Origin of the sequence: uncultured Microbulbifer sp. (assembly GCF_947489355.1) — a bacterium.
In the GTDB taxonomy this organism is placed as follows: Bacteria; Pseudomonadota; Gammaproteobacteria; order Pseudomonadales; family Cellvibrionaceae; genus Microbulbifer.
Genome location: NZ_CANLDD010000050.1, coordinates 12,505 through 30,894, shown reverse-complemented (window position 1 = coordinate 30,894; position 18,390 = coordinate 12,505). Strand labels below are relative to the sequence as shown.

The 18,390-nt window shown below is 51.9% G+C and carries 21 protein-coding genes; 6 read left to right on the top strand and 15 right to left on the bottom strand.

Going from position 1 to position 18,390, the window contains the following annotated elements; all coding sequences use genetic code 11:
* The 3 genes from Q1A48_RS16750 to Q1A48_RS16740 all read right to left on the bottom strand — a co-directional run.
* Nucleotides 1-1,650 (bottom strand): right-handed parallel beta-helix repeat-containing protein (locus Q1A48_RS16750; protein ID WP_299947205.1); only part of this gene is annotated, 1,650 nt, incomplete at its 3' end.
* A 170-nt stretch (nt 1,651-1,820) separates the two neighbouring features.
* Nucleotides 1,821-2,492 carry a ferric reductase-like transmembrane domain-containing protein gene (locus tag Q1A48_RS16745; protein WP_299947203.1) on the bottom strand — a complete coding sequence of 224 codons (672 nt, stop codon included), beginning with the start codon at nt 2,490-2,492 and terminating at the stop codon, nt 1,821-1,823.
* Nucleotides 2,493-2,532: 40 nt separating this feature from the next.
* Nucleotides 2,533-3,510 (bottom strand): chromate resistance protein ChrB domain-containing protein, encoded by a 978-nt coding sequence (locus Q1A48_RS16740; protein ID WP_299947200.1) that lies wholly within the window; start codon nt 3,508-3,510, stop codon nt 2,533-2,535.
* A gap of 630 nt (nt 3,511-4,140) precedes the next feature.
* On the opposite strand from Q1A48_RS16740, the gene Q1A48_RS21915 reads away from it, so the two are divergent.
* Nucleotides 4,141-4,392 (top strand): ogr/Delta-like zinc finger family protein, encoded by a 252-nt coding sequence (locus tag Q1A48_RS21915; protein WP_366523432.1) that lies wholly within the window; start codon nt 4,141-4,143, stop codon nt 4,390-4,392.
* A gap of 223 nt (nt 4,393-4,615) precedes the next feature.
* Entirely contained in the window at nt 4,616-5,398 is a 783-nt protein-coding gene (locus Q1A48_RS16735; RefSeq protein WP_299947198.1) for a hypothetical protein, read from the top strand.
* Nucleotides 5,399-5,729: 331 nt separating this feature from the next.
* Here the strand turns inward: Q1A48_RS16735 and Q1A48_RS16730 are convergent, their stop codons facing one another.
* The 11 genes from Q1A48_RS16730 to Q1A48_RS16680 all read right to left on the bottom strand — a co-directional run bounded on the left by Q1A48_RS16730 (nt 5,730) and on the right by Q1A48_RS16680 (nt 13,690).
* The gene (locus Q1A48_RS16730) at nt 5,730-6,008 is read right to left on the bottom strand and encodes an ogr/Delta-like zinc finger family protein (protein WP_299947196.1); all 279 of its coding nucleotides are present in this window, start codon (nt 6,006-6,008) and stop codon (nt 5,730-5,732) included.
* Between the two features lie 235 nt (nt 6,009-6,243).
* Nucleotides 6,244-6,486, bottom strand: coding sequence for a hypothetical protein (locus Q1A48_RS16725; protein ID WP_299947194.1), 243 nt, complete (start codon nt 6,484-6,486; stop codon nt 6,244-6,246).
* Between the two features lie 441 nt (nt 6,487-6,927).
* Nucleotides 6,928-7,461, bottom strand: a complete 534-nt coding sequence (locus Q1A48_RS16720; protein WP_299947192.1) for a hypothetical protein — start codon at nt 7,459-7,461, stop codon at nt 6,928-6,930.
* A gap of 82 nt (nt 7,462-7,543) precedes the next feature.
* Entirely contained in the window at nt 7,544-8,743 is a 1,200-nt protein-coding gene (locus tag Q1A48_RS16715) for a hypothetical protein (protein ID WP_299947191.1), read from the bottom strand.
* Nucleotides 8,743-9,105, bottom strand: a complete 363-nt coding sequence (locus Q1A48_RS16710; protein WP_299947189.1) for a hypothetical protein — start codon at nt 9,103-9,105, stop codon at nt 8,743-8,745. Before Q1A48_RS16710 ends, Q1A48_RS16715 begins: the two co-directional genes overlap by 1 nt.
* A 78-nt stretch (nt 9,106-9,183) precedes the next feature.
* On the bottom strand, nt 9,184-9,399 hold the full coding sequence (locus Q1A48_RS16705; RefSeq protein ID WP_299947186.1) for a hypothetical protein: 216 nt from the start codon (nt 9,397-9,399) through the stop codon (nt 9,184-9,186).
* Nucleotides 9,386-9,823, bottom strand: coding sequence for a hypothetical protein (locus Q1A48_RS16700; RefSeq protein ID WP_299947183.1), 438 nt, complete (start codon nt 9,821-9,823; stop codon nt 9,386-9,388). Before Q1A48_RS16700 ends, Q1A48_RS16705 begins: the two co-directional genes overlap by 14 nt.
* Nucleotides 9,820-10,071 carry a hypothetical protein gene (locus Q1A48_RS16695; RefSeq protein WP_299947181.1) on the bottom strand — a complete coding sequence of 84 codons (252 nt, stop codon included), beginning with the start codon at nt 10,069-10,071 and terminating at the stop codon, nt 9,820-9,822. Before Q1A48_RS16695 ends, Q1A48_RS16700 begins: the two co-directional genes overlap by 4 nt.
* Nucleotides 10,064-10,408: a hypothetical protein gene (locus tag Q1A48_RS16690; RefSeq protein WP_299947179.1), complete on the bottom strand. Its 345-nt coding sequence runs from the start codon at nt 10,406-10,408 to the stop codon at nt 10,064-10,066. Before Q1A48_RS16690 ends, Q1A48_RS16695 begins: the two co-directional genes overlap by 8 nt.
* Nucleotides 10,409-10,812: 404 nt before the next feature.
* The gene (locus Q1A48_RS16685; protein ID WP_299947176.1) at nt 10,813-13,464 is read right to left on the bottom strand and encodes a hypothetical protein; all 2,652 of its coding nucleotides are present in this window, start codon (nt 13,462-13,464) and stop codon (nt 10,813-10,815) included.
* 10 nt (nt 13,465-13,474) lie between these two features.
* Complete coding sequence (locus tag Q1A48_RS16680) at nt 13,475-13,690, bottom strand: hypothetical protein (protein WP_299947174.1); 216 nt, start codon at nt 13,688-13,690, stop codon at nt 13,475-13,477.
* A gap of 208 nt (nt 13,691-13,898) precedes the next feature.
* Between Q1A48_RS16680 and Q1A48_RS16675 the strand changes: the two genes are divergently transcribed.
* A complete protein-coding gene (locus Q1A48_RS16675; RefSeq protein WP_299947173.1) occupies nt 13,899-14,237 on the top strand; it encodes a helix-turn-helix transcriptional regulator in 339 nt (112 codons plus the stop codon).
* The gene (locus Q1A48_RS16670; RefSeq protein WP_299947171.1) at nt 14,218-15,309 is read left to right on the top strand and encodes a tyrosine-type recombinase/integrase; all 1,092 of its coding nucleotides are present in this window, start codon (nt 14,218-14,220) and stop codon (nt 15,307-15,309) included. The genes Q1A48_RS16675 and Q1A48_RS16670 overlap by 20 nt, the downstream gene beginning before the upstream one ends.
* Nucleotides 15,310-15,472: 163 nt before the next feature.
* Here Q1A48_RS16670 and Q1A48_RS16665 read toward each other — a convergent pair whose 3' ends face one another.
* Nucleotides 15,473-16,516, bottom strand: coding sequence for a hypothetical protein (locus tag Q1A48_RS16665; protein WP_299947169.1), 1,044 nt, complete (start codon nt 16,514-16,516; stop codon nt 15,473-15,475).
* 163 nt (nt 16,517-16,679) lie between these two features.
* On the opposite strand from Q1A48_RS16665, the gene Q1A48_RS16660 reads away from it, so the two are divergent.
* Together Q1A48_RS16660 and lepB are read left to right on the top strand one after the other, a co-directional pair.
* Nucleotides 16,680-17,333: a hypothetical protein gene (locus Q1A48_RS16660; RefSeq protein WP_299947166.1), complete on the top strand. Its 654-nt coding sequence runs from the start codon at nt 16,680-16,682 to the stop codon at nt 17,331-17,333.
* A gap of 315 nt (nt 17,334-17,648) precedes the next feature.
* A complete protein-coding gene (gene lepB / locus Q1A48_RS16655) occupies nt 17,649-18,299 on the top strand; it encodes a signal peptidase I (protein WP_299947163.1) in 651 nt (216 codons plus the stop codon).
* Nucleotides 18,300-18,390: the final 91 nt, after the last annotated feature.

Here is an 18,390-nt window from a genome sequence, read left to right as displayed (position 1 = left end):
ACCAGATACTACTAGACTGCCTTTAACCCTCATCGGATAAGCAGAAGGGAGATTGATTCTGGTTCCTGCATCTATAGTAAGAGTTACGCCGGCCGCAACCTCTACCCGGCCAAGCAGCAAATAGTCACTGCCCGTCAGAGTAAGAGGTTCGAAAATAGGACCGTAGAGAGTTGCTCCAGTGTAAGCGGAGTTGCCACTGGGACCATCCAGATAACCACTGTAATCTACTACCGGCGAGCCATCCGGATTGTCATGCCAGTCATAAATCCCTGGGCTTAGTGGAAGCTCCGCACTGCCCCACCAGTTGCCGGTGGCATCCAAGGTGCTCAAGGTTGCATCAGCAAACTCTTCGGTATAAAAATTATAAGAGCTATTATCATAGATGCTATTACCCGTCACTATCGGCCTGGGATTCTGGGACGCATCGCTAGAGTACCCATCGACATAGATACCGTAACGATTCTCCGTGATTACGTTGCCGTCATTAATCTGTGGATTACTATTACGTCTTACATAAACCCCAAGCTCGCCACCACTAATTGTATTTCCAAAAATTTTCGGAGTAATCTGTCCCCAAGTACGAACACCGGTATGATTATTAAGAAACTGTGAATTGCGTACAGAGCCGTCACCCTCATTAAAATGCACCCCTTTTGAAGCGCAGTGTATTTCGGCATACTCAATTGATGCCGTGGCTTCGGCAACAACCTCGATACCCGACCAGTCTGACCGCTTGGTATTAACGCCATCACAAGCCGCTGTTACGGGTATGAATTTGACCGGGTCGGCTACCATCCCAGCCACCTGCAAGTGACCGGACACTGCCAGCTTGCGGTTTCCATCCGCAACCACGTTCACGCCCGGCTGAATCCACAGTGTGGTGTTCACAGCCACATTCAGGTTACCTGTCAGGGTATAAGGCGAACCATCCCCCTTTGTCCATACCAGCGTACCGGAGATCTCCCCTGCCCATTCTCGTGTAAGGGTATTGGTATAGGTGGTGGTGACACTATTGGAGGGGGTGCTTTGGCTGTTTTCCGTTTCAGAAAGCGCATAAATCACATTGACACCATCCTCCAACGGCACCCAGGCAGAAAAAACACCGCTTGCATCTACCTGAATGGCCCTGGTTACCCTGCCATTCACAAAAAATCTGACAACGGATCCCGGCTCTGCCGTGCCTGTCAAGGTAATCGGATTCTCTTCGGTATCAGCAGCGGGAGCATCCAGTACCGGCGCAGAGTGATTGGCAGCAAGCGCCAGCTGCCCCCCTGCAACGTTTCCACTAGCGCTGAGCACATACTCAACGCTCAGCATTTCTGAAGCATTGCTCGCATCACTGTTGTGAATCGCACGAATCTGGTTTTCACCGAAGGTCAGGGCAATCACCAGGGCAAAGTCTCCTGTTGCATTGCTTGTGGTTTGGGCGACAACCGAGCCATTAACTTCGATAGCCACTGTGGCATTGGGCTGTTCCGCAAGCCCCGCAATATACAGCTGGGGGGTATAGACCCTTTCCGATACCGGATACAGCAGTACCTCCGCATGGCTACTGACCGGCAGTAACGCGAGTAACCCCCAAAGCAACACGGGTAAGTAAGTGCTGAGATACTTGCCCAAAACCCCAACACGAAAACTTCGTTTAATCATTTTTACTCTACCCTGGACCATGCCATAAACCCTGTGATTCCGTCCTTTCAACACCAAACAGGACAGCCAAGCTTCCCAAAACCACTCCGATGAATTTCAGTATTAAACCGGAATATCCCAGCAAACACACACCACCCAGCTAAGAACGCCTATTATCAAAATCGATCTTTTTACCAGGCACTGCCTTTCTGGTTGAGTGTGAACAGCCCCCTGAACCTGGCTACACCAATAACCAGTAATGTGGCGGACATCGAGACCAAGAAATACAACATTAATGGCGTCTGTGATTCCGTCCCAATGGCTGTGGCATGCAGAAACGCCAGTGGAAACACGATGATCCAGAGGCAGTGCCCAATCCGCCATCTCCCCCTGCCCGATGCCAGTTTCCACCCGGCAAAGAAACCGACACACAACAGCCCAAACGCGATCAATCCCAAACTCACCGATTGATTAAAATACCCCTGGGTGAAATTCGGCAAAAACAGCCCCCAGGCGGGTTTCCCTGCCCGTACTGACGCTGCCGCAAAGAAGAGCGCGGCGTGCAGAAAGGCGAGGGAGAAGGTCACAATGCCAAGTAACCGATGAGACCTGCTACTCCACGCTGCCCTGTAGGCCGGGCCGGCCAGCCGCTTGGTCAGTGCCAGCAAACACTGAAGCCAAAATACACAGATCGCCATCAATCCGGCCAGCTTGGAAAAAATATATAATTTCTGCCCCGGCGGTGAGTAACCAACAAAATAGTCCGCCGGATTGCCCACTGAGGTCCACCATGCAAACAGAGGGATTGCCATGGCGGCGATGGCGATAAGTGCCAGGAAAATGCTTGTGACTGTGCTTTTCATTACGCCCTGATTCCGAGCATACCCACTTTTCAAAAACCCGCTAAGTACCAAAGCCGGAGCACTGGCCTTGGGAGATACAACGATCGAACTGCCGTAAAGCCTGTTCCTGGCTCAACGCCCTGGAACCCACTGTGGGCAGGCCCTGTGCAACCCAGCCTTTAATCCCATAGGGCTTTAAAATCACAGAGCGCTGAATGCCCGCCTGGGCCAGCGCTTTCGCCATTTCAAACCCCCTAAAATCCTTGACACAGTAACTGACAACATAATCCGCCGCCTGCAGCTGTGCTATGGCCTGATCATCAAGCTCGCGCAGGGGGATGTTGAGCGCATGGGGGATATGGGCCTCTGCAAATTCCGCAGCCTCCCGCACATCCACAAAGACAACGTTTTTCCCCCGCTGCATTTCACCAAGAAGCTCAGCAATCGGCATTTCTCGCACGGCAGCCGCGGCGGATACCAGGGTGGACTGGGCGTCTCTATCACAAGTCACCGTTAAGTCCCCCTGTTGTATCGGGGCCCCCGCAGCCTGACTCTGCGCCAAGGCAGAAAAGACGCGGTCAAAAAATGTTAGATAACACCCCGCCGGCACACGGTCTCTGCCATACCGTTCCTGCAGGTCCCTGAATGCGGATTCCACAACCTGAGCCTCCCGGGTTTTATCCGCTCCCCAGAAATTCACCTCAATATCGTGCACAATGCCCACAAGATCCTGGACAACCGGGTCGCGGATCCCGTAGGTATCCCGAGTTACCTCAAAAGCCGTGCGATCCTCTATTCGGCGAAGTTCAGAGACGGGCGTATCAAATTCAACGCCGGCAGGTAAGCTCGCGCCCTGCTCTACAACCACCAAAGATGCATTGGTGTCCACATGCCGTGTAAGCAGCCAGGCCGTGGCCCACTTGTCGGGCCCCAGCCCGTATTCGGTGACGAAACTCTGGGGGTTATTTCGCTCCGACGGGGTACAGCCTATAGAGCACAGAAAAAACAGGATTGCACATGCATGGAAGATACGACTCAACCACAAACTCCCTTTGTTAACTCTTAGATTACGGCATATCGCAAAGAAGACGATTACGAGGTTTTTACCACAATCATTGACACGCCACAATACGGATAAAGCAGATGTGAGACTCTGGCCATGACAAACCGTTAAAAGTGCAATTAATCGAAAGTTTTCCAATACTCTCTGGGGGTTGAAAATGTACAGTAAACAACCGCTACAAAAGAAACTGTTCAACTGTACCAAGTTACAATTCCAAATACCGATCAATCAGGTCGACAAGCAAGGCTCGAGAACAGGCCGATTCAATACGGGCTGTTTTGAATACAGCATTTGATAGGTGCCCTCTATTAGTTTTATAAAGAAAAAGTTACTGGAGCGGGGCAAGAAGATAAACTGCAGCAAAATGCACAGTCGGTAGTATATCCTGCCCAGGCCGGAGGGGCGTCGGAGAATTTTGGTGACCTCAGCGATACCGAAAAGCGTACTCGCTTCTAGTATGAAAACGCAGTGATGTCGCTGCAAAATGCATTCTAGGCATTAACTATCCGACTACCTCAAAGGTGCGCAATCCAATTTTAAAGCTTTATTTTTAAGCTCTATGTTTGTATACTGAAGAATAGAATTTACTGAGTCAGACTTTTTGATATGATGATTCATTGTATTAAATGTGAGTCCAGAGCAATTATCACCAGTAGCAACAGGATGGATCCCAAACTCACGCAATTATATTGCGCCTGCAAAAATCAGGACTGCGGCCACACCTTCGTGTGTGACCTCGGTTTCTGTCGCACCATCAGTCCGCCAAAAAACGACAAGCACACATTACTTAAAAACTTATTAATGAGTTTGCCGACAAAGGACCGTCTGGCTCTGTTCGAGTCCATAAACAAGCATTAACTATTCACAATACGCCAGCCTGCGATCACCTTTATTGTGCAGGGCTGAACTGCTACTGGCCGCACTGCGCGGCCTTTTTGCTTGGCCTAACGAGGGACTATTCCTGGTGGGGCTAAGAACTTCTCAATCCCTGCCAGGTCATATCTGCCAACCCCGCGTTCATTAAGCACTTCTCGATATAGGACTTTGACCGGATCTACTGTGGAAATGATCTGTGATGCCGATGAGCTTCAGCACAACGATTCCTTTGACCAATGCCACCGAGATGTCGGATACTAGGCGCCTAGTGATTTCCCTGGCTATTGCGCTGGGCTTGCATGCTGCGCTGATTGCTATTCCAGCATCATTGGTTCCGCAGGATCGCGATATGGCGGCAGGCAAACAATCTTCCCTGCAAATTAAGCTGGTAAACCATCAAATGACTAGGCCGGCGGCCACTAGCGGCCAATCGTCCACCCAGCACAACCCCCGGAAGCTCGTGGAACAGAGTAAGCCCAGGCCCAAAGGTGGGCCTCTGTCTAGAACGGGCGCCAGCCCAGCCACCCTTGAAAAAATCCAGAAAGCTGAGCGTCGTAGTATAGAAAGATCCAGTCAACCTGGCGCCGCTCCCCAGTCAGCACCTTCCGCACCCAGTGCGGAGTCTCAGGGCGAGCCGCCACCAAAATTCGAAACCTATACGCCGGCAGAGGCCTGGCCTATGGGGATACCCGCTGATTCCGATAGAGACAAAAGTCGATCCACGGTTTTCAATCCGAAACTAAGAAAGAGACTGGATCTGGAGCGCAATAAAATTCGAAAATTTGAGTCTGCAGACACCGAATATGCGACTGCCACCGGTACTGGTAGCCGCTTTGTTCGGCAGGGAGATCGCTGTTGGGATGTCAAGAAAACGAACCCCGATGACATTGGTAGTGATTCGGCCCTATGGTTCGGAAGCAAATGCCCCAATACTTCAAGATCCCTGGCTGAAATTGATCAGCTGGCAGAAAAATATGGCATACCGTGAGTTTACAGGCCAGCTGCAAATTGTAACTTTGGCTAGCCTGAAATGGCGAGTGTGAATGGGGACGTCGATGGAAAACCTCTTGTTCAAGACTGACCATGCTCCCCCAGCCTGCTGCAGACCCCGCGCCACCCCGGCGCGCGCAGTCAGCCCCACGCCTCGCCTGCGGTCTTTATGTGTCGATTTTGACTTATTGGCGAAGGGTGGTTTAGGCCAGGCCCGGCGGGGGCTGCGTGGGGATTGGAGGGGGCTTGCGGACGACGCAAAACGACGCACGATCAAGGGTAAGGGGGGGAGGGACCGGGGTGCCGCGAGGGCACCCGCGGCAATTGGCTCAGTGGCGCACAATTCGGGGGGACAGGGGAATATTCACTTCCGGGTTTGGCTTCGCACTGAGGGAGAGAGTATGCAGCACGGAAAGTGCGGCAACGTACGTATGACCACACTCCACGTCTGTGCACTGGAAATAGATTTCGCGGTACAGCGGCGTGATCTGCTGGCTGGTGCGCGCTCTTGCCTTTGCGCCACAGTGGGGACAACAGAGGCCGATGCGCATGGGGGTTGTGTCCATTACCGGCTTGGGTCCGGTCTCGTTAATTGCCTGGGTTTCCATCACTGTGCCCTTGATCAGTTGTTCATAGTAATAGTACCTGATATACCTATAGTGGGAAGATGGACCAACGAATGTTGGCGTTTTTTACAGAGTTATCAAATCACTGACCATAGAAATGTCGGGCATGAATGCACCCGCTCAACAAAGAATCCAGCAAGAACGTCGACAACTGTGGTGCATTGAGCCCGTACGGGATTGAGTATGGGGTTGTATCAATTCAGGCCGAAAAAAATCATCATAGATTCTTAACACACCACCCTGTGATCGGTTTCATTTCCTTGTCTATACGCCGTTCTATCCGATTCAGCTTTTCATCAACCAGTTGCAAGAAAGCTTCGCTGGATTCCTTGGGGGAATCAAGGTTCAGTGCGTCAAGAGCGCGCCGCACAGTCGAAACCTGATCAATCAAACCTGCTCGACATACATCCAGTTTTCCAACCTGGGATGCCGAAATAGAAGTTACAGAAAAGTTATCCATGGTGTTATTCTCCAGTTTCCTGTTAGAGAATTATTCTGGCATATAAGTAAAGCCTAACAGAGAGCAATTTACCAACTGAATCTTGATTTGCAACCAAAATATTTATTTTTTTATATTCTTTAAAGAATAACAAATAGACTTTGACCTCAATATTTTTGAAAAAGTTTATTAATCAAGAAAACTCTTATGAGGGCATTAAAGGGGCACAGAGGTTAGCAATGAAGAGGGTGCATGAATGTACATGTATAAACGGTTGGGAACTTGCAGGAATGCGTATTTAAAATCGCATTACTTGGATAATCCTTGCTCGCATTGGTATGGAAAGAGAAAGGTGTACTAGGTTGGTGGCTTCGATACTACTGCACACGCTGCCGTATCTCACACACCATGTGCGTTACTCCCTTTAATAGGTGCCGGCCTTCCACCGGCTCGGGGATTTCCTTACTTGGATGGTTCGCTAAACGCCGGCATGGCTTGCTGTAAAACCCAGGCTTCGGATTGAGTGACGTTTGCAGCGACTGCTTTATGTCCGCAGCCTTCAGGGGAACGGAGGGCGGCAACCAGCTTGGGCAGCATGTATTGCAACAGGGGATTGTCGAATCTTGCTTTTAGAGCATGGGTAAGACGTGCCCAGTGATCAATGTCTTCTTCCAAGTGTCTGGAGACGTATTTGATAACAGCTTGGGCTCCGATAAACTCTCGCGCGTCTTTGGGGGACAGCAGGCGGTAGGCCACGATGTCTTTTTCATGGTCGTCGTGATCCCAATCCCCGAGGGGCAGGTCAAACGAGTCACCAGCAAACGCAAACAGTTCTTTACCTTCGCGCAGGCGAATAGCGATTGGGGTATCTGCTTCAATCCCTGCCGGAAGATCACCAGTCTCGTTTCCTGCAAATTTTGTCCATTCGGGGGTTTCAGGCTGTACTGGTTTCTGGGTAGTAACGGGAGGTTGGGTGCTTTCTAGTTGGATTTCCATAGTCAGATCCTTTTAAAAGTGGGCTCGATACCTGCAGCCCTGGTGGTTACTGCTGGATGAATGCGCCGAAGCGCGAGAAAAATTATTCAAGATTGCTACCGTTCAATTGAGCGCCTTTCCCCTGGATCGCTACCAATGCGTAGCCGCGCCCCTTGCGTATCAGCTCACCGCTGGTCAGCAGGGAATCGAACACAGGTTTCACCACCAGGTTGCCACCGCGTACTGCCCGGTTGATCTTGCGCAGCACAGGATGCCGGCCGAACTCACCGAGCCGGATACGGGCGGCGAGATCCACTTGTTGAGGGTTAAGCCTGGGATTGTTTTTGGCGTTATCTACAACCGTTTTTTTCTGCTCAACAGTGACTGCTGAACGTTCAACGGTCTGGGTTGAACGTTTAGAAGCTGGGATTGAACGTTCAACGGTTTGGGCTGAACGTTTAGAAATTGGGTCTGAACGTTCAACGCCCTCGGCTAAACGTTTAGAAACTGGGGTTGAACGTTCAACGGTTTGAGCTGAACGTTTAGAAATTGAGCCTGAACGTTCAACGGTCTGGCATGAACGTTTAGAGGTTGGGGTTGAACGTTCAGCGCTGGGGGCTAAACGTTCAATACGGGCGCTAAACGCTCCTGAACTGTTAAACGCAAGCAGTGCAACCAGGCCAACCACATCCGTCACAATGGCCAAGGCCAGCAGGCCGCCCTGCTGCAGCACTGCGGGATTGATATGGATCAGCGCCGCAAGATTGGCAAAGGCGGCCTGGGCGCTGTCTGTGGCCGGCACACGCAGGGTGTTGAGCTGGGCCAGCACCTGGTTGCGCTGCTGCTCCAGTGCCACCAACCGTTCAACCGTTTTCAACGCCCGCTGCCGGTAGCCGTTTTTAACGTCGGTTTCGATGACACCGTTTAGGCTTGTGATTTGCTGTTCAATACTGGCCAGCTTCTGTTTAAATGTTTGGTATTCCAGGCTGCCGCGAACGTTTAACTGTTGTTGCTGGGCTGCATGGCCGGCCAGAAACCCCACCGTGGCCGCGATACTGATCACCACCAGCAGCGGCCAGAGCAGCAGCAACACATAGCCCAGCGGGCGGCCCTGGGCGCGCAGCCACAATCCAAAAGGCGCGAATGCGAACTTGCACAGCTCCAGGGCACAGGCGGTTAATCCCGCCACCAGCTTTCCAGCTTCCGCGGCGGGAATAGAGATCCATAGGCCCATGGAAAACACCAGCGAGGTACCGCAGAAAATCAGTGCCGCCAGGCCAATCACATAGCGCCAGAATTGCATTACGCGGCCCCGTTTGTTGCCGCAACTTCACCGCAGTTGATTCGCTGAGCGAGGTGATTGAGGGATGCGAGGAAATTAGTTGCAACGGCTCGACTTTTACTGAGGGCGTCCGCAATGGCCTCTGCGCGGTTTTTTCCGTGGCCCTGTGCCAAACCAGAGACGGGACCCAAGCCGTCGCCGTTAACTTGCAAGACTGCGTGATAGTCCGCCAATCCGTTATGCCGGATGCGACAGATCATCTCTCCGATTTTATCGCCCTGTAGTACAACGGTTTCCGTGCTGATCAGGGACAGACCCGGAATTTCCTTGGCGCTAATGTCGATGTCCTTGATCGGAACTGGTAGATATTCAATGCCTTTCATGCGGTGTTTCCTCCAAATGGTGGCCGATCATCATTGTGTGATGGCCGTTAAAGTTGGGTACTTATGGTGGTGCCTCCATTAATGCAGCGTCGGCTGCACCGGCTCTACGAGTTGCATCATCGCGCTAGTAAATCTTGCCAGTTGGAAGTCAATCTGGCGGCGTTCCTGTGCCTCCCGTGGGGACAATTTGCCCAGCTCTCCCAGCATCTCCAGCTCTTTGCGGCGGCGGACCCAGGCGCGAACCTTGTCTGCCATCTCGGGGAAAAGGGTGATATGGATATCAAGCGCACACATGACCACCTCCGAGCAGTTCCCGGTTCAGGGTTTGCAGTTGGCTCACACGCTCCTCGTGCTCCAGAAAGATTACCTGCGCGGCGCGCAGCTCTCGCATGGCCTCTTCCTGAACCACCGTGGTGGTGGCAGGACAGGCGATGCGCTCGCGGCACAAGGCCAGCGCCAGACGAATCTGCCGGACCTGGGCCATATCCAGTACAACTGTCTCTTTTCCCATCTTGTGTCCCTCCAGTGGTGAAAATACCCGCGGACTTTGCCCGCGGTGGGTGTAGGCGGCCTCGTGGGCGAGACAGCCGAATAGCACTTCGTCACAGACCAGCGCGCTCCAGCTGGAGGCGCGATGCACGGCAGCGTTGTTGAGCCAGGCGTGATAGACCTGCATTTCGCTCACGCAGTGGAAAAGCCGCAGCCGGTACTGGTTCATGGGTGCGCACTCTCCCTGCGCTGTTCCTTGAATTGCTCGCGCAACCGGTTAAAGCGCACACGCATATCCCCGCGCAGGACGACGGGTTGTTTGCTGAGCCACTCCAATATCTGGGCGCGGGTACGGGTGCTGAGCAAATGCCAGGCCAGACAGTTGCGGCGGTGGGATTCGCTGTTGCTGTTCAGCGGCCGGGGGATCAGTGGCGGCGGGTGGTTGGTATTGAAGCTGGCGAGGTTTTGGTTATTCATCGCCTTCTCCCACTACCGGAAAGGCCCGGCTGATTTCGATGTGGGGCGCAGCCAGTGCGGCTATCTGGGCTGAATTGCTTTCGAGATTGCGAATAATCAGGTTAGTCGCGGTTTTGATTCCACCCTGGTCGTAGGCGTCAAACAATGTGCGCAGCAGCTTCTTTGCGGCGTTGATTTGGTCTTCGTTCTGCTGAGCCAAGTGGCAACAGAGAGCGATGAGGTCGGCGGCCAGCATCCCGATGTGCTTGTGGTTGACTAGGTTTTGCTGACCAGTACTCAGGCTGTACAAGAACTTCCAGATCCGATCCTTTTCCTGTTCATTAAGTAAGCGATTCATGAGTTTCTCCATTTTTTGTGAGGGGGGGGTGCGGAACTGGGTAACTTTTTTCCGAAAATGGCTGCAGCCCCCGTGGTTACTGGCTTTGCGTGGTTACTTTTACGGGTAACTTTTGGTAACCGGAGGTAACCTAAAAAAGTAACCAGCTGTAACCAATTGATTTTCATAGCATTTCTCTGTGCTTGTTTTTTAACCTACGGGTAACCAGAAATTACTTTTCAGTTACCTGTGGGTTACCCAAAAGTTACTTTTCCGCAATGGCCTGAAAGCCCCGTCATTACTGGCTTTCCGGCGATTTTGGGCTTCCGGTTACTTCGGTTACCCTTTTCCGCACACCCCCCACAATTTCTGTTTTATCCGCTCTTTGCGCGTGCGCGTGCGGGTGCGCGCGTGAGTCTGTCGTTTCAGCCATTTCTCGGCTTGTTAAATACCCAGCAGTGCAGGGTTTTATGGAGCACTGGCGACTTGACCTTGCGCATCTCCATAAAGGGATATCGCAGGGAGTTGTTCAGCAGCTTTTTCAGGCGGTTGATGTCCAGAAACTCCTGGCCGTGTTTCTTCGCCACTTCCTGAAACTGCGCGAAATTGATAGCGATCTCGTATTGCTTATTGCTGCTGTGATTGAGCACTTCGATAAAGGACGCTTCGCTGTGCGCCAACGGGTCGCTCTGGAGGTTGAGGTAGTCGTAGATTTCCCAGAAACGCTCCACCAGGGGGTGGTCTTTGGAGATCCGGCTCTGCCGGTCCAGTGCGCGCTGATACAAGTAGGTTTCCAGCCCGTGCAGAACGTCATCCTGCACCTGGGGAATGACATGCTTGAGAGCTACAGCACAGGCCATAATCTGGGCGTGATTCTGGATCAGGCGTCCGAGATTGGCCTTGATGCCGCCGCTGTCGTAATAACGCTCGCGGTAATGGATATAAGCCTTTTCGTAGGTGGTGAGTATTTCCCGCTCTTTACCCAGTGCTGCGGGCAGAAAGCCGGCGACCTCTTCACAGGTGGCCTGGTTGAACCAGCGAGCGAGCTGTTCGGATTCCCGGCTGTGGTGGTCGCGGTTGCAGTGGCAGTGCACGATGCGCTGGATAATCGCTTCTGAGGCTTCCACTCGGGCGTTCTGGGCAATGACCAGAGAGCCCTGGAACATCGCTTCTTCGGTGTCATTACCGCGCTTGGCGACCCCAAGGGTGCCGAGGCCACGACCATCGAACAAGGGTTTTAGCTCGTCAAACTCAAACTGCTTGCGTTTAGATTCCCCACTCTCATCGCCGCGATCGGACTCAATCAGTACCACGGGCAGATTACTGACCTGTCCAAAGGTACGGCGACGGCCAGCGGATGAGCCCTTTGCCGGGTCCATGCCTTCGTGGTTGTCGCGCCCGACGAGCTTCCAGCAGAATTCCAGCAGCGTGGATTTACCAGCACCTGGCTCCCCGGTGACTTCCAGAAAAGGAAAGGATTTATCACGGCTGCGTATCTGCTGAACGAACAATGATCCCAGCCAAAAAGCCAGAGTCGCTAAACCTTGCCAATGAAATACTGTCAGGAATTGATTAAACCAATCTGGCTTGTGCGCGCCTTTGTGCAGGCGGAAGCCGCGAAAACTACTGCGAATACCAACACCCGCCGCTTCCAGATAACCCTCTTTATTGATCTGCAGGTAGCGGCCTTTGTGGTATCCAAAATTGCCATATACGTAAGCGCCGCTTAGTGGCTCATACCCGATATAGGGAATGGATTTCACCACGGTAATACGGCGGTTGAGCCAGCGGTCGCGCAATATTTTTAAATCTCTGGCGGAGCCATCGAAGGTTCCCCCCAGGCTGTTATTCAGCATGGCCTTGTGAAAGCTGGAGGGGGTGTCAATATGGCTGCCTTCCAGTTCTACCAAGCCTTGCGGATTGCCGTTGGTATAACTGATTCTGAATACATAGCGACGCTCGTCCAGAATGTCGTCTATCTGTGCGTAAAGAAACTCCGGTACGAAATTGGAAATGCTCTCTGTACTGGTGGCAGAAAGGAATTCACGGCTGTGTTGATTGTGATCAAACTCTTCGCCGTCAAGGTTTTTTGCCAATATATCGGCATTCACCTTGGCACTGTAGAGGCAGCTTTTATAGTCAAATACCAAGTAGTGACGCTTTTGCCAGGCGTACAGCACGGTGGCTTTTTCAGATGGCGACTCCGCAGCAAAAACCCGGCCCCGCCACAAGCATTGCTCGATAGTTTTATCGTTGAGCCGCTTTTCCCGATACAGGTCATCCCAGTCTTTTCTACTCCCGGTAAGGGCGATTTCTACTTTCTCGCCTTTGTCCTGCAATTCTTTAACATATTTGGCCAAGTGCTTACGCGCACCGGGCTCGTCGTCATAGGCCAGACACCAGGTAATCCCCTGGCCTTTATTCTTTTCGATCAGCTCCCGTGGCAGGTTGGAACAGCTGAAGGCCGCCACAGCCTTATAACCAGCCAGAGACATGGCGATGCAGTGGAAAATGCCCTCCACAATAGAGACCCTGTCTCCGGCCGTGATTTCCTGCCCTGGTGGCGCCCAGTGTTTTTTCCCACTGCTACCGCCCTTTTTAAAGTGTGCTTTTTTGCCCGCCTTCTCCACATGGGCTTTATCAATAATGCGCTCCCAGTAGTACTGTTTGCCCCCGTACAAATAGAAGCGCACGGTTTCGGCCCAGGTACCGTCCGACAGCCTGTGAAATCCCTGGTCAAACCAGTCTTCAATATCCGCTGTGGGAAAGCCGCGCTTGATGGACAGATAGGCCCTGGCGGTGGCCTTGGGATCTTCATCACTGGAGGGGAAGCGCTTGGAGAAGTTTTCAAAGAGATCCGGATAGCGGTCGCGGACCCGCTCCTGGTAGCCGCATTTGTCCTCGCGATCACAGCGCAACACAATCGGCTTTTCGGCGTTGATCCAGACCGTCTTGCGTTCACACTTGGGGCAGGTTCCTTCCCGGTAGGTATTGGACATGGCTTTGAGGACGAGGCTAAGCGCCCCATCCCCCTCCAATGCCGCCACCACATCCCGGTTGATCTGGGTGTAGTCCATTGCCTAAACCCTACCTTTGCTTTGCCTTACCACCGTCATCTTCCAGGCAGCGCTGGGCCAACTTGATGATATTGATGAAGCGGTAGCGTCCGATCTTGATGGTGGGGAGATGGCCCCGTTCCACTTGGCCGCGCACTGTTGGCAAAGTGAGGCCGGTATCTATGGCGTACTGCTCCTGGGTGGAAACCGGGGCTTTTACGGGTGGTGGGTCTAGTTGTTCGCTCATTTCTTGCTCTCCATTGCTCTTGGTTGACAATCACAGTGGATATTTTTAGGCAAGTAAATGTATTAAATCAATACATATATGATTCAAATATAAAAATTTGTCACTCAATTAATCATGTTTATGATTAAATGAATACTTTTAGTTGTAAACACAGTAGCCTTTGGGCAAGATGCGCCGCCGTAAAGGGCAATAAAGGTGGATAAGGCGGATGGAAGCTTTAGCTGAAAAGCCGGGGGAACGGCTCCGAATAGTCAGAGATGCACTTGGCTTTACGCAAAAGGAATTCTCGGATGCCTTGGGCTTGAAGTCGTACCAAATCAGAAATATTGAATACGGCCGGCACAGAGTCACTGAGGAAGTGTTTGCCGCCTTTGGAAAAGCAATGCCGGAATTACTGCCCTGGATAGCCTTTGGCGGCACAATCTCTGTAGAGCAGCTTCGTCAGAGTACAGGCGAACTCAGTAAGTTGCTGGTTGTACGAATCAATATTGGTTTAACACCTGATGCAGCTTTTCTGGAACCAAACAATGGCGATCAACAAACTTGAGAGTGGCCGCTGGCAAGTAGATATCCAGCCTGAAGGTCGTGGCGGCAAGCGGGTACGCCGCACTTTTGATACTAAGGTGGAATGCGTCCGCTGGGAAAGGGTGCAACGGACAAACGCCGATAGGGGAGGGTGGGCGCCGCCCCAGAGAGACAAACGGAGTTTACGCGCCTTGGTAAACACTTGGTACAAGTTGCATGGGCACACTCTTAAAAGAGGTGAGGAGCGCCGCAATTGGCTTTTTTCCCTTTGCGATATGATGGGAGACCCTTTAGCCAAGTCTGTTACAGCCGAATTCTATGCGGAATTCCGGCAGAAACGTCTGGCCGGAGGACTCAAGGCTAACAAGCGCCATCGTGGATCAATTACCGCTAAAACCTGTAATCATGAACTGACCTATTTGCGGGCTATGTTCAATGAATTATCCCGCTTGGGAAAGTGGCATCCTGAAAATCCGCTTGCAGGTGTGCGCCCTCTAAAGATTGATCAACGGGAGTTAACTTTCCTTGGAGAGAATCAGGTCAAGAAGCTGCTGGCATCGCTGGAGCAAAGTAATTCCGAGCACGTGCTGTTGGTGGCCAAAGTTTGCCTGGCAACCGGCGCTCGATGGAGTGAGGCTCAAGGCTTGAGGGGCGATCAAGTGCGCAATCATAGGATTACATTTGCCAGAACAAAAAGTGGGAAGACACGCACAGTCCCGATCAGTAAGGCGCTTGAGGAGGAGTTGTACAAGAAGCGCTCAGATAGTGGTCCACTGTTCCAATATTGCTATAACGCGTTTCGTAAGGCTCTCAAGGATAGCGGTATTGATCTGCCCAAAGGGCAGGCCAGCCATGTCCTGCGGCATACCTTTGCTAGCCATTTTGTCATTCACGGTGGGAATCTTCTTACTTTGAAAGAGATACTTGGGCACGCTGATATCAAGATGACCATGTGTTACGCCCACTTGGCACCCGAACACCTTGAAGAGGCGGCTACAAACAACCCTCTCGCGGCTTTGGAGGCTTCGTCAGGGTGTCAACAAAGTGTCAACGCGAATGAGGAAGGCAGGGTAATGGAGAGTGCCAATCTCTAGGTTTCATGCGGGTTTGCGGCATGTAGGGCACTGCTGAAGAGCATTATTTTTGACTTTTAACCAATTGGTCGCTGGTTCGAATCCAGCACGACCCACCATATTCCGGGGCCTGTAGAGCATTCGATTTTTACAGCTGTCCCACAAAACCCCGATTGTCCCGCACTCAGTCCGCAATTTCCGGGCGAAGCCAGTAGTGGCGCCGGGTTGTGGCGGTATCGGTGTGTCCCAAGCGCCGTCTGGCCTGCTCCAAATCCACTGAATCCGTAGCCACCTTCGCTCGCAAGTTCTGCTCGGTAAATCTGGCCAGAATGACGCCCGCATCCAGGGCGCGATCAAGCCAGCGACGCCAGATACTGTTAAAGCCGCTGCACAATCCTTCTTCATTTATATAGGGCTCTCCCGCACGGGTGCAGAATAGATAGGCATTGGGCGGCGCTTGGGTAGGGCGGGCAGCAATGGCCGCCTCCCAGGCCCACCAACGGGCATCGGTCCATTGGTACAGCGTCTCGCGGCCGGAGGACTCGGCTGTCTTGCTGTGCAGCATCCGCAGACCTTCGGGGCGCCGGTCAGAAAGGCGCAGGCGCAACAGGTCGGACTTGCGGATGCCGTAAGCCAGTTTGATGCGAACATAAGCGCGGAGAAAGGGCGAAGCATAGAGCAGGGCGCTAGCCAGTTCCTGATCGGTAACATAGCGCCGCCGCGGTTGGGTGGAAAACTTGATGCGAAGCCCCCGCATCGGGTGCTCGTTATTGCGCAATACGCCCCACTCAACAGCCTTGCTAAACAAATGGGAGAGTACCTCCAAATCCCGATTGGCAGAGACTGGCGTCTCGCGGCGTTGATCCCGGTAACTGAACACATGGTGGGATTCGATATCGCGGGACAGCATGGAACCAAAGTGACTGCGGATACGGTCCAGACTAATCAAATTGCTGCGCCTGGTTGCGGGCGCCTTGTGCGGGACAGCCTCGACAATATAGCGGTCAATCAAGTCGCCAAAAATGCCGATGCGTCTAGAGCGAGTATCCAGCTCGGAAACGATATGCGCATAACGCTGTGCTGCGTCAGGAAGAGATGCGCCCAAAGTAACCTCCGTTTTGCCTTGAAACAAATGTTGCTGTGTAAAGGAGTCAACCCAGCGGGGGACACGATAGCGCCAGGCGCCATTTTTCCAGCGCACACCCGCAGCAAAAGATTTTGAACTCACAATTAAATATTTATAAAGGGTGCGCTGTTGTCATCTGGTTAGCTTGTTAGCTCGCTGCGGGCTCTCGCTCCGCTAACAAGCTAACCACCTGCCAACAGCGGTTGCGGCTGCGGCGGGTAGGAAAGGCGGCCTTACTGGTTCATAATTTATTGGTATCCAAGCAATGAGATTTCATTCGGCTCGACAAGCCTGGCATGACGCCTTTGATAGTCCAACCACGGCATTCGACTATGAGGCCATCGCTGGAAAGGGTACAGCAGTGACCGGCTCCAGGCGGAGGCTGAAAACGGTTCTTCGGGACGATGAGGGAAAGGTGATTTGCCGATTGCCAGCCCCCAGAACAGAAGCATCGGAGACGCTGATAGGCAAAGGTAGTGCTGGACGAATAATGGACGCCTGTGAAAAGGGCATGGTTCAGAGCGTGATTGCCCAGGTGCGTCGAGCTGACCCTCTGGCCTATTGCTGGGGAATGGCTGCTTATGCACCACCGACATCTCGTTTTAGAGAACGTGCCGCGCTGCTCCACTATTTGATGACCGAGTTTGACCAATGGGATGAGCCACACGACAGAACCTGGGTCAGCAAGTTGGCATTGTTTTGTATTACCGCGTGTGCGCTTCGGGATGTGAACAGCAGGCCTATCAATCTCAATCATGCTCGCGACATCCTGGGCTGTAACAAGACAGGGTGGAACCGAGAATGGGTGAAGATCTGGAAGCGATTTCAACGCCGTCTGGATTCACTGCCTTCAAGGGCATTAGGCCCAGTGGCTAAACTCGTTGAAGATTATCAGGAGCGTTTCTTATCAGGGTGTTGACAACTTTGTCCTGAGAGGGTATAAAAACCCTAGCATGCCGTTTTTGCGCATTGCAGGCTAAGAACCCGCTATTTGGCGGGTTTTTTTGTGTTTGAGACTTAAGAAGTATGCTCTGTGACGTGAATGGGGCGGAGTGTTGATTTGCGCCAAGGTCGCATATACTAGTTTGCGATAGGTGGATCAATAAGAATCGGCGCAAAAATCATCAAGCGCAAAAGCGTAGTAATAGTAGGCAAAATCGTTCACTCCGGGCTGACCTTTTGAAATCTATTTACAAAGCTATGAGCGATGAGCAGTCAAATTAGGAGCAAAAGAATGAATGGTTGGACTTTGAAAGTGTGGAAAGAAAACAAATCAATTCTTCTCTTCCTTTTTTTAATGCTCGTTTTTCGGAGTGCCTGCGCGGACTGGAATACAGTCCCTACGGGCTCAATGAAGCCAACAATAGTTGAAGGTGACCGAATCCTCGTAAATAAATTGGCCTACGATGTTAGGTTGCCCTTTACTACTATCTCCTTAGCGAAGCTTTCCGATCCTAGCAGGGGAGACATAATCGTTTTTGAGTCCAAGGTATCTGGGAATAGACTGGTCAAACGTGTTATTGGTATACCTGGGGACATGGTTGAGTTAAGAAATAACCGCTTAACCATAAATGGCAAAGCTTTAGATTACGAAGTTGTAGCCTCTACAATATCTACTGTAGACAAACAGGAAGATTTACTGGGAGTTAGGCACTTTATCCGTGTCAATAAACTAAGCTCGCCTTTATCGAATTTCCGATCAATCAAAGTTCCTAGGGGTCAATATTTAGCACTTGGTGATAACAGAGACAATAGTGCAGATTCTAGGGTTATCGGCTTTGTTCCGCGAAATGAAATAATAGGTAGGTCAAGGAGGGTAGTAATGTCGCTTAACTATGATAATTTCTATATCCCCCGTAAAGATAGGTTTTTTCATACGCTTTGATTCAGAGCAAGAAAAATTATAATTGAGTTGCTGAATAGGTTATAAGACACAAGTGCAGAGACCGTGCGAAGGAGAAGGTGTTTTTGCTGCG

Coding starts and splice junctions, on each gene's coding strand:
- Q1A48_RS16745 (WP_299947203.1), bottom strand. CDS start 2,492: ATGAAAAGCACAGTCACAAGCATTTTCCTGGCACTTATCGCCATCGCC.
- Q1A48_RS21915 (WP_366523432.1), top strand. CDS start 4,141: ATGATGATTCATTGTATTAAATGTGAGTCCAGAGCAATTATCACCAGT.
- Q1A48_RS16735 (WP_299947198.1), top strand. CDS start 4,616: ATGAGCTTCAGCACAACGATTCCTTTGACCAATGCCACCGAGATGTCG.
- Q1A48_RS16730 (WP_299947196.1), bottom strand. CDS start 6,008: ATGGAAACCCAGGCAATTAACGAGACCGGACCCAAGCCGGTAATGGAC.
- Q1A48_RS16725 (WP_299947194.1), bottom strand. CDS start 6,486: ATGGATAACTTTTCTGTAACTTCTATTTCGGCATCCCAGGTTGGAAAA.
- Q1A48_RS16720 (WP_299947192.1), bottom strand. CDS start 7,461: ATGGAAATCCAACTAGAAAGCACCCAACCTCCCGTTACTACCCAGAAA.
- Q1A48_RS16715 (WP_299947191.1), bottom strand. CDS start 8,743: ATGCAATTCTGGCGCTATGTGATTGGCCTGGCGGCACTGATTTTCTGC.
- Q1A48_RS16710 (WP_299947189.1), bottom strand. CDS start 9,105: ATGAAAGGCATTGAATATCTACCAGTTCCGATCAAGGACATCGACATT.
- Q1A48_RS16705 (WP_299947186.1), bottom strand. CDS start 9,399: ATGTGTGCGCTTGATATCCATATCACCCTTTTCCCCGAGATGGCAGAC.
- Q1A48_RS16700 (WP_299947183.1), bottom strand. CDS start 9,823: ATGAACCAGTACCGGCTGCGGCTTTTCCACTGCGTGAGCGAAATGCAG.
- Q1A48_RS16695 (WP_299947181.1), bottom strand. CDS start 10,071: ATGAATAACCAAAACCTCGCCAGCTTCAATACCAACCACCCGCCGCCA.
- Q1A48_RS16690 (WP_299947179.1), bottom strand. CDS start 10,408: ATGAATCGCTTACTTAATGAACAGGAAAAGGATCGGATCTGGAAGTTC.
- Q1A48_RS16685 (WP_299947176.1), bottom strand. CDS start 13,464: ATGGACTACACCCAGATCAACCGGGATGTGGTGGCGGCATTGGAGGGG.
- Q1A48_RS16680 (WP_299947174.1), bottom strand. CDS start 13,690: ATGAGCGAACAACTAGACCCACCACCCGTAAAAGCCCCGGTTTCCACC.
- Q1A48_RS16675 (WP_299947173.1), top strand. CDS start 13,899: ATGGAAGCTTTAGCTGAAAAGCCGGGGGAACGGCTCCGAATAGTCAGA.
- Q1A48_RS16670 (WP_299947171.1), top strand. CDS start 14,218: ATGGCGATCAACAAACTTGAGAGTGGCCGCTGGCAAGTAGATATCCAG.
- Q1A48_RS16660 (WP_299947166.1), top strand. CDS start 16,680: ATGAGATTTCATTCGGCTCGACAAGCCTGGCATGACGCCTTTGATAGT.
- lepB (WP_299947163.1), top strand. CDS start 17,649: ATGAATGGTTGGACTTTGAAAGTGTGGAAAGAAAACAAATCAATTCTT.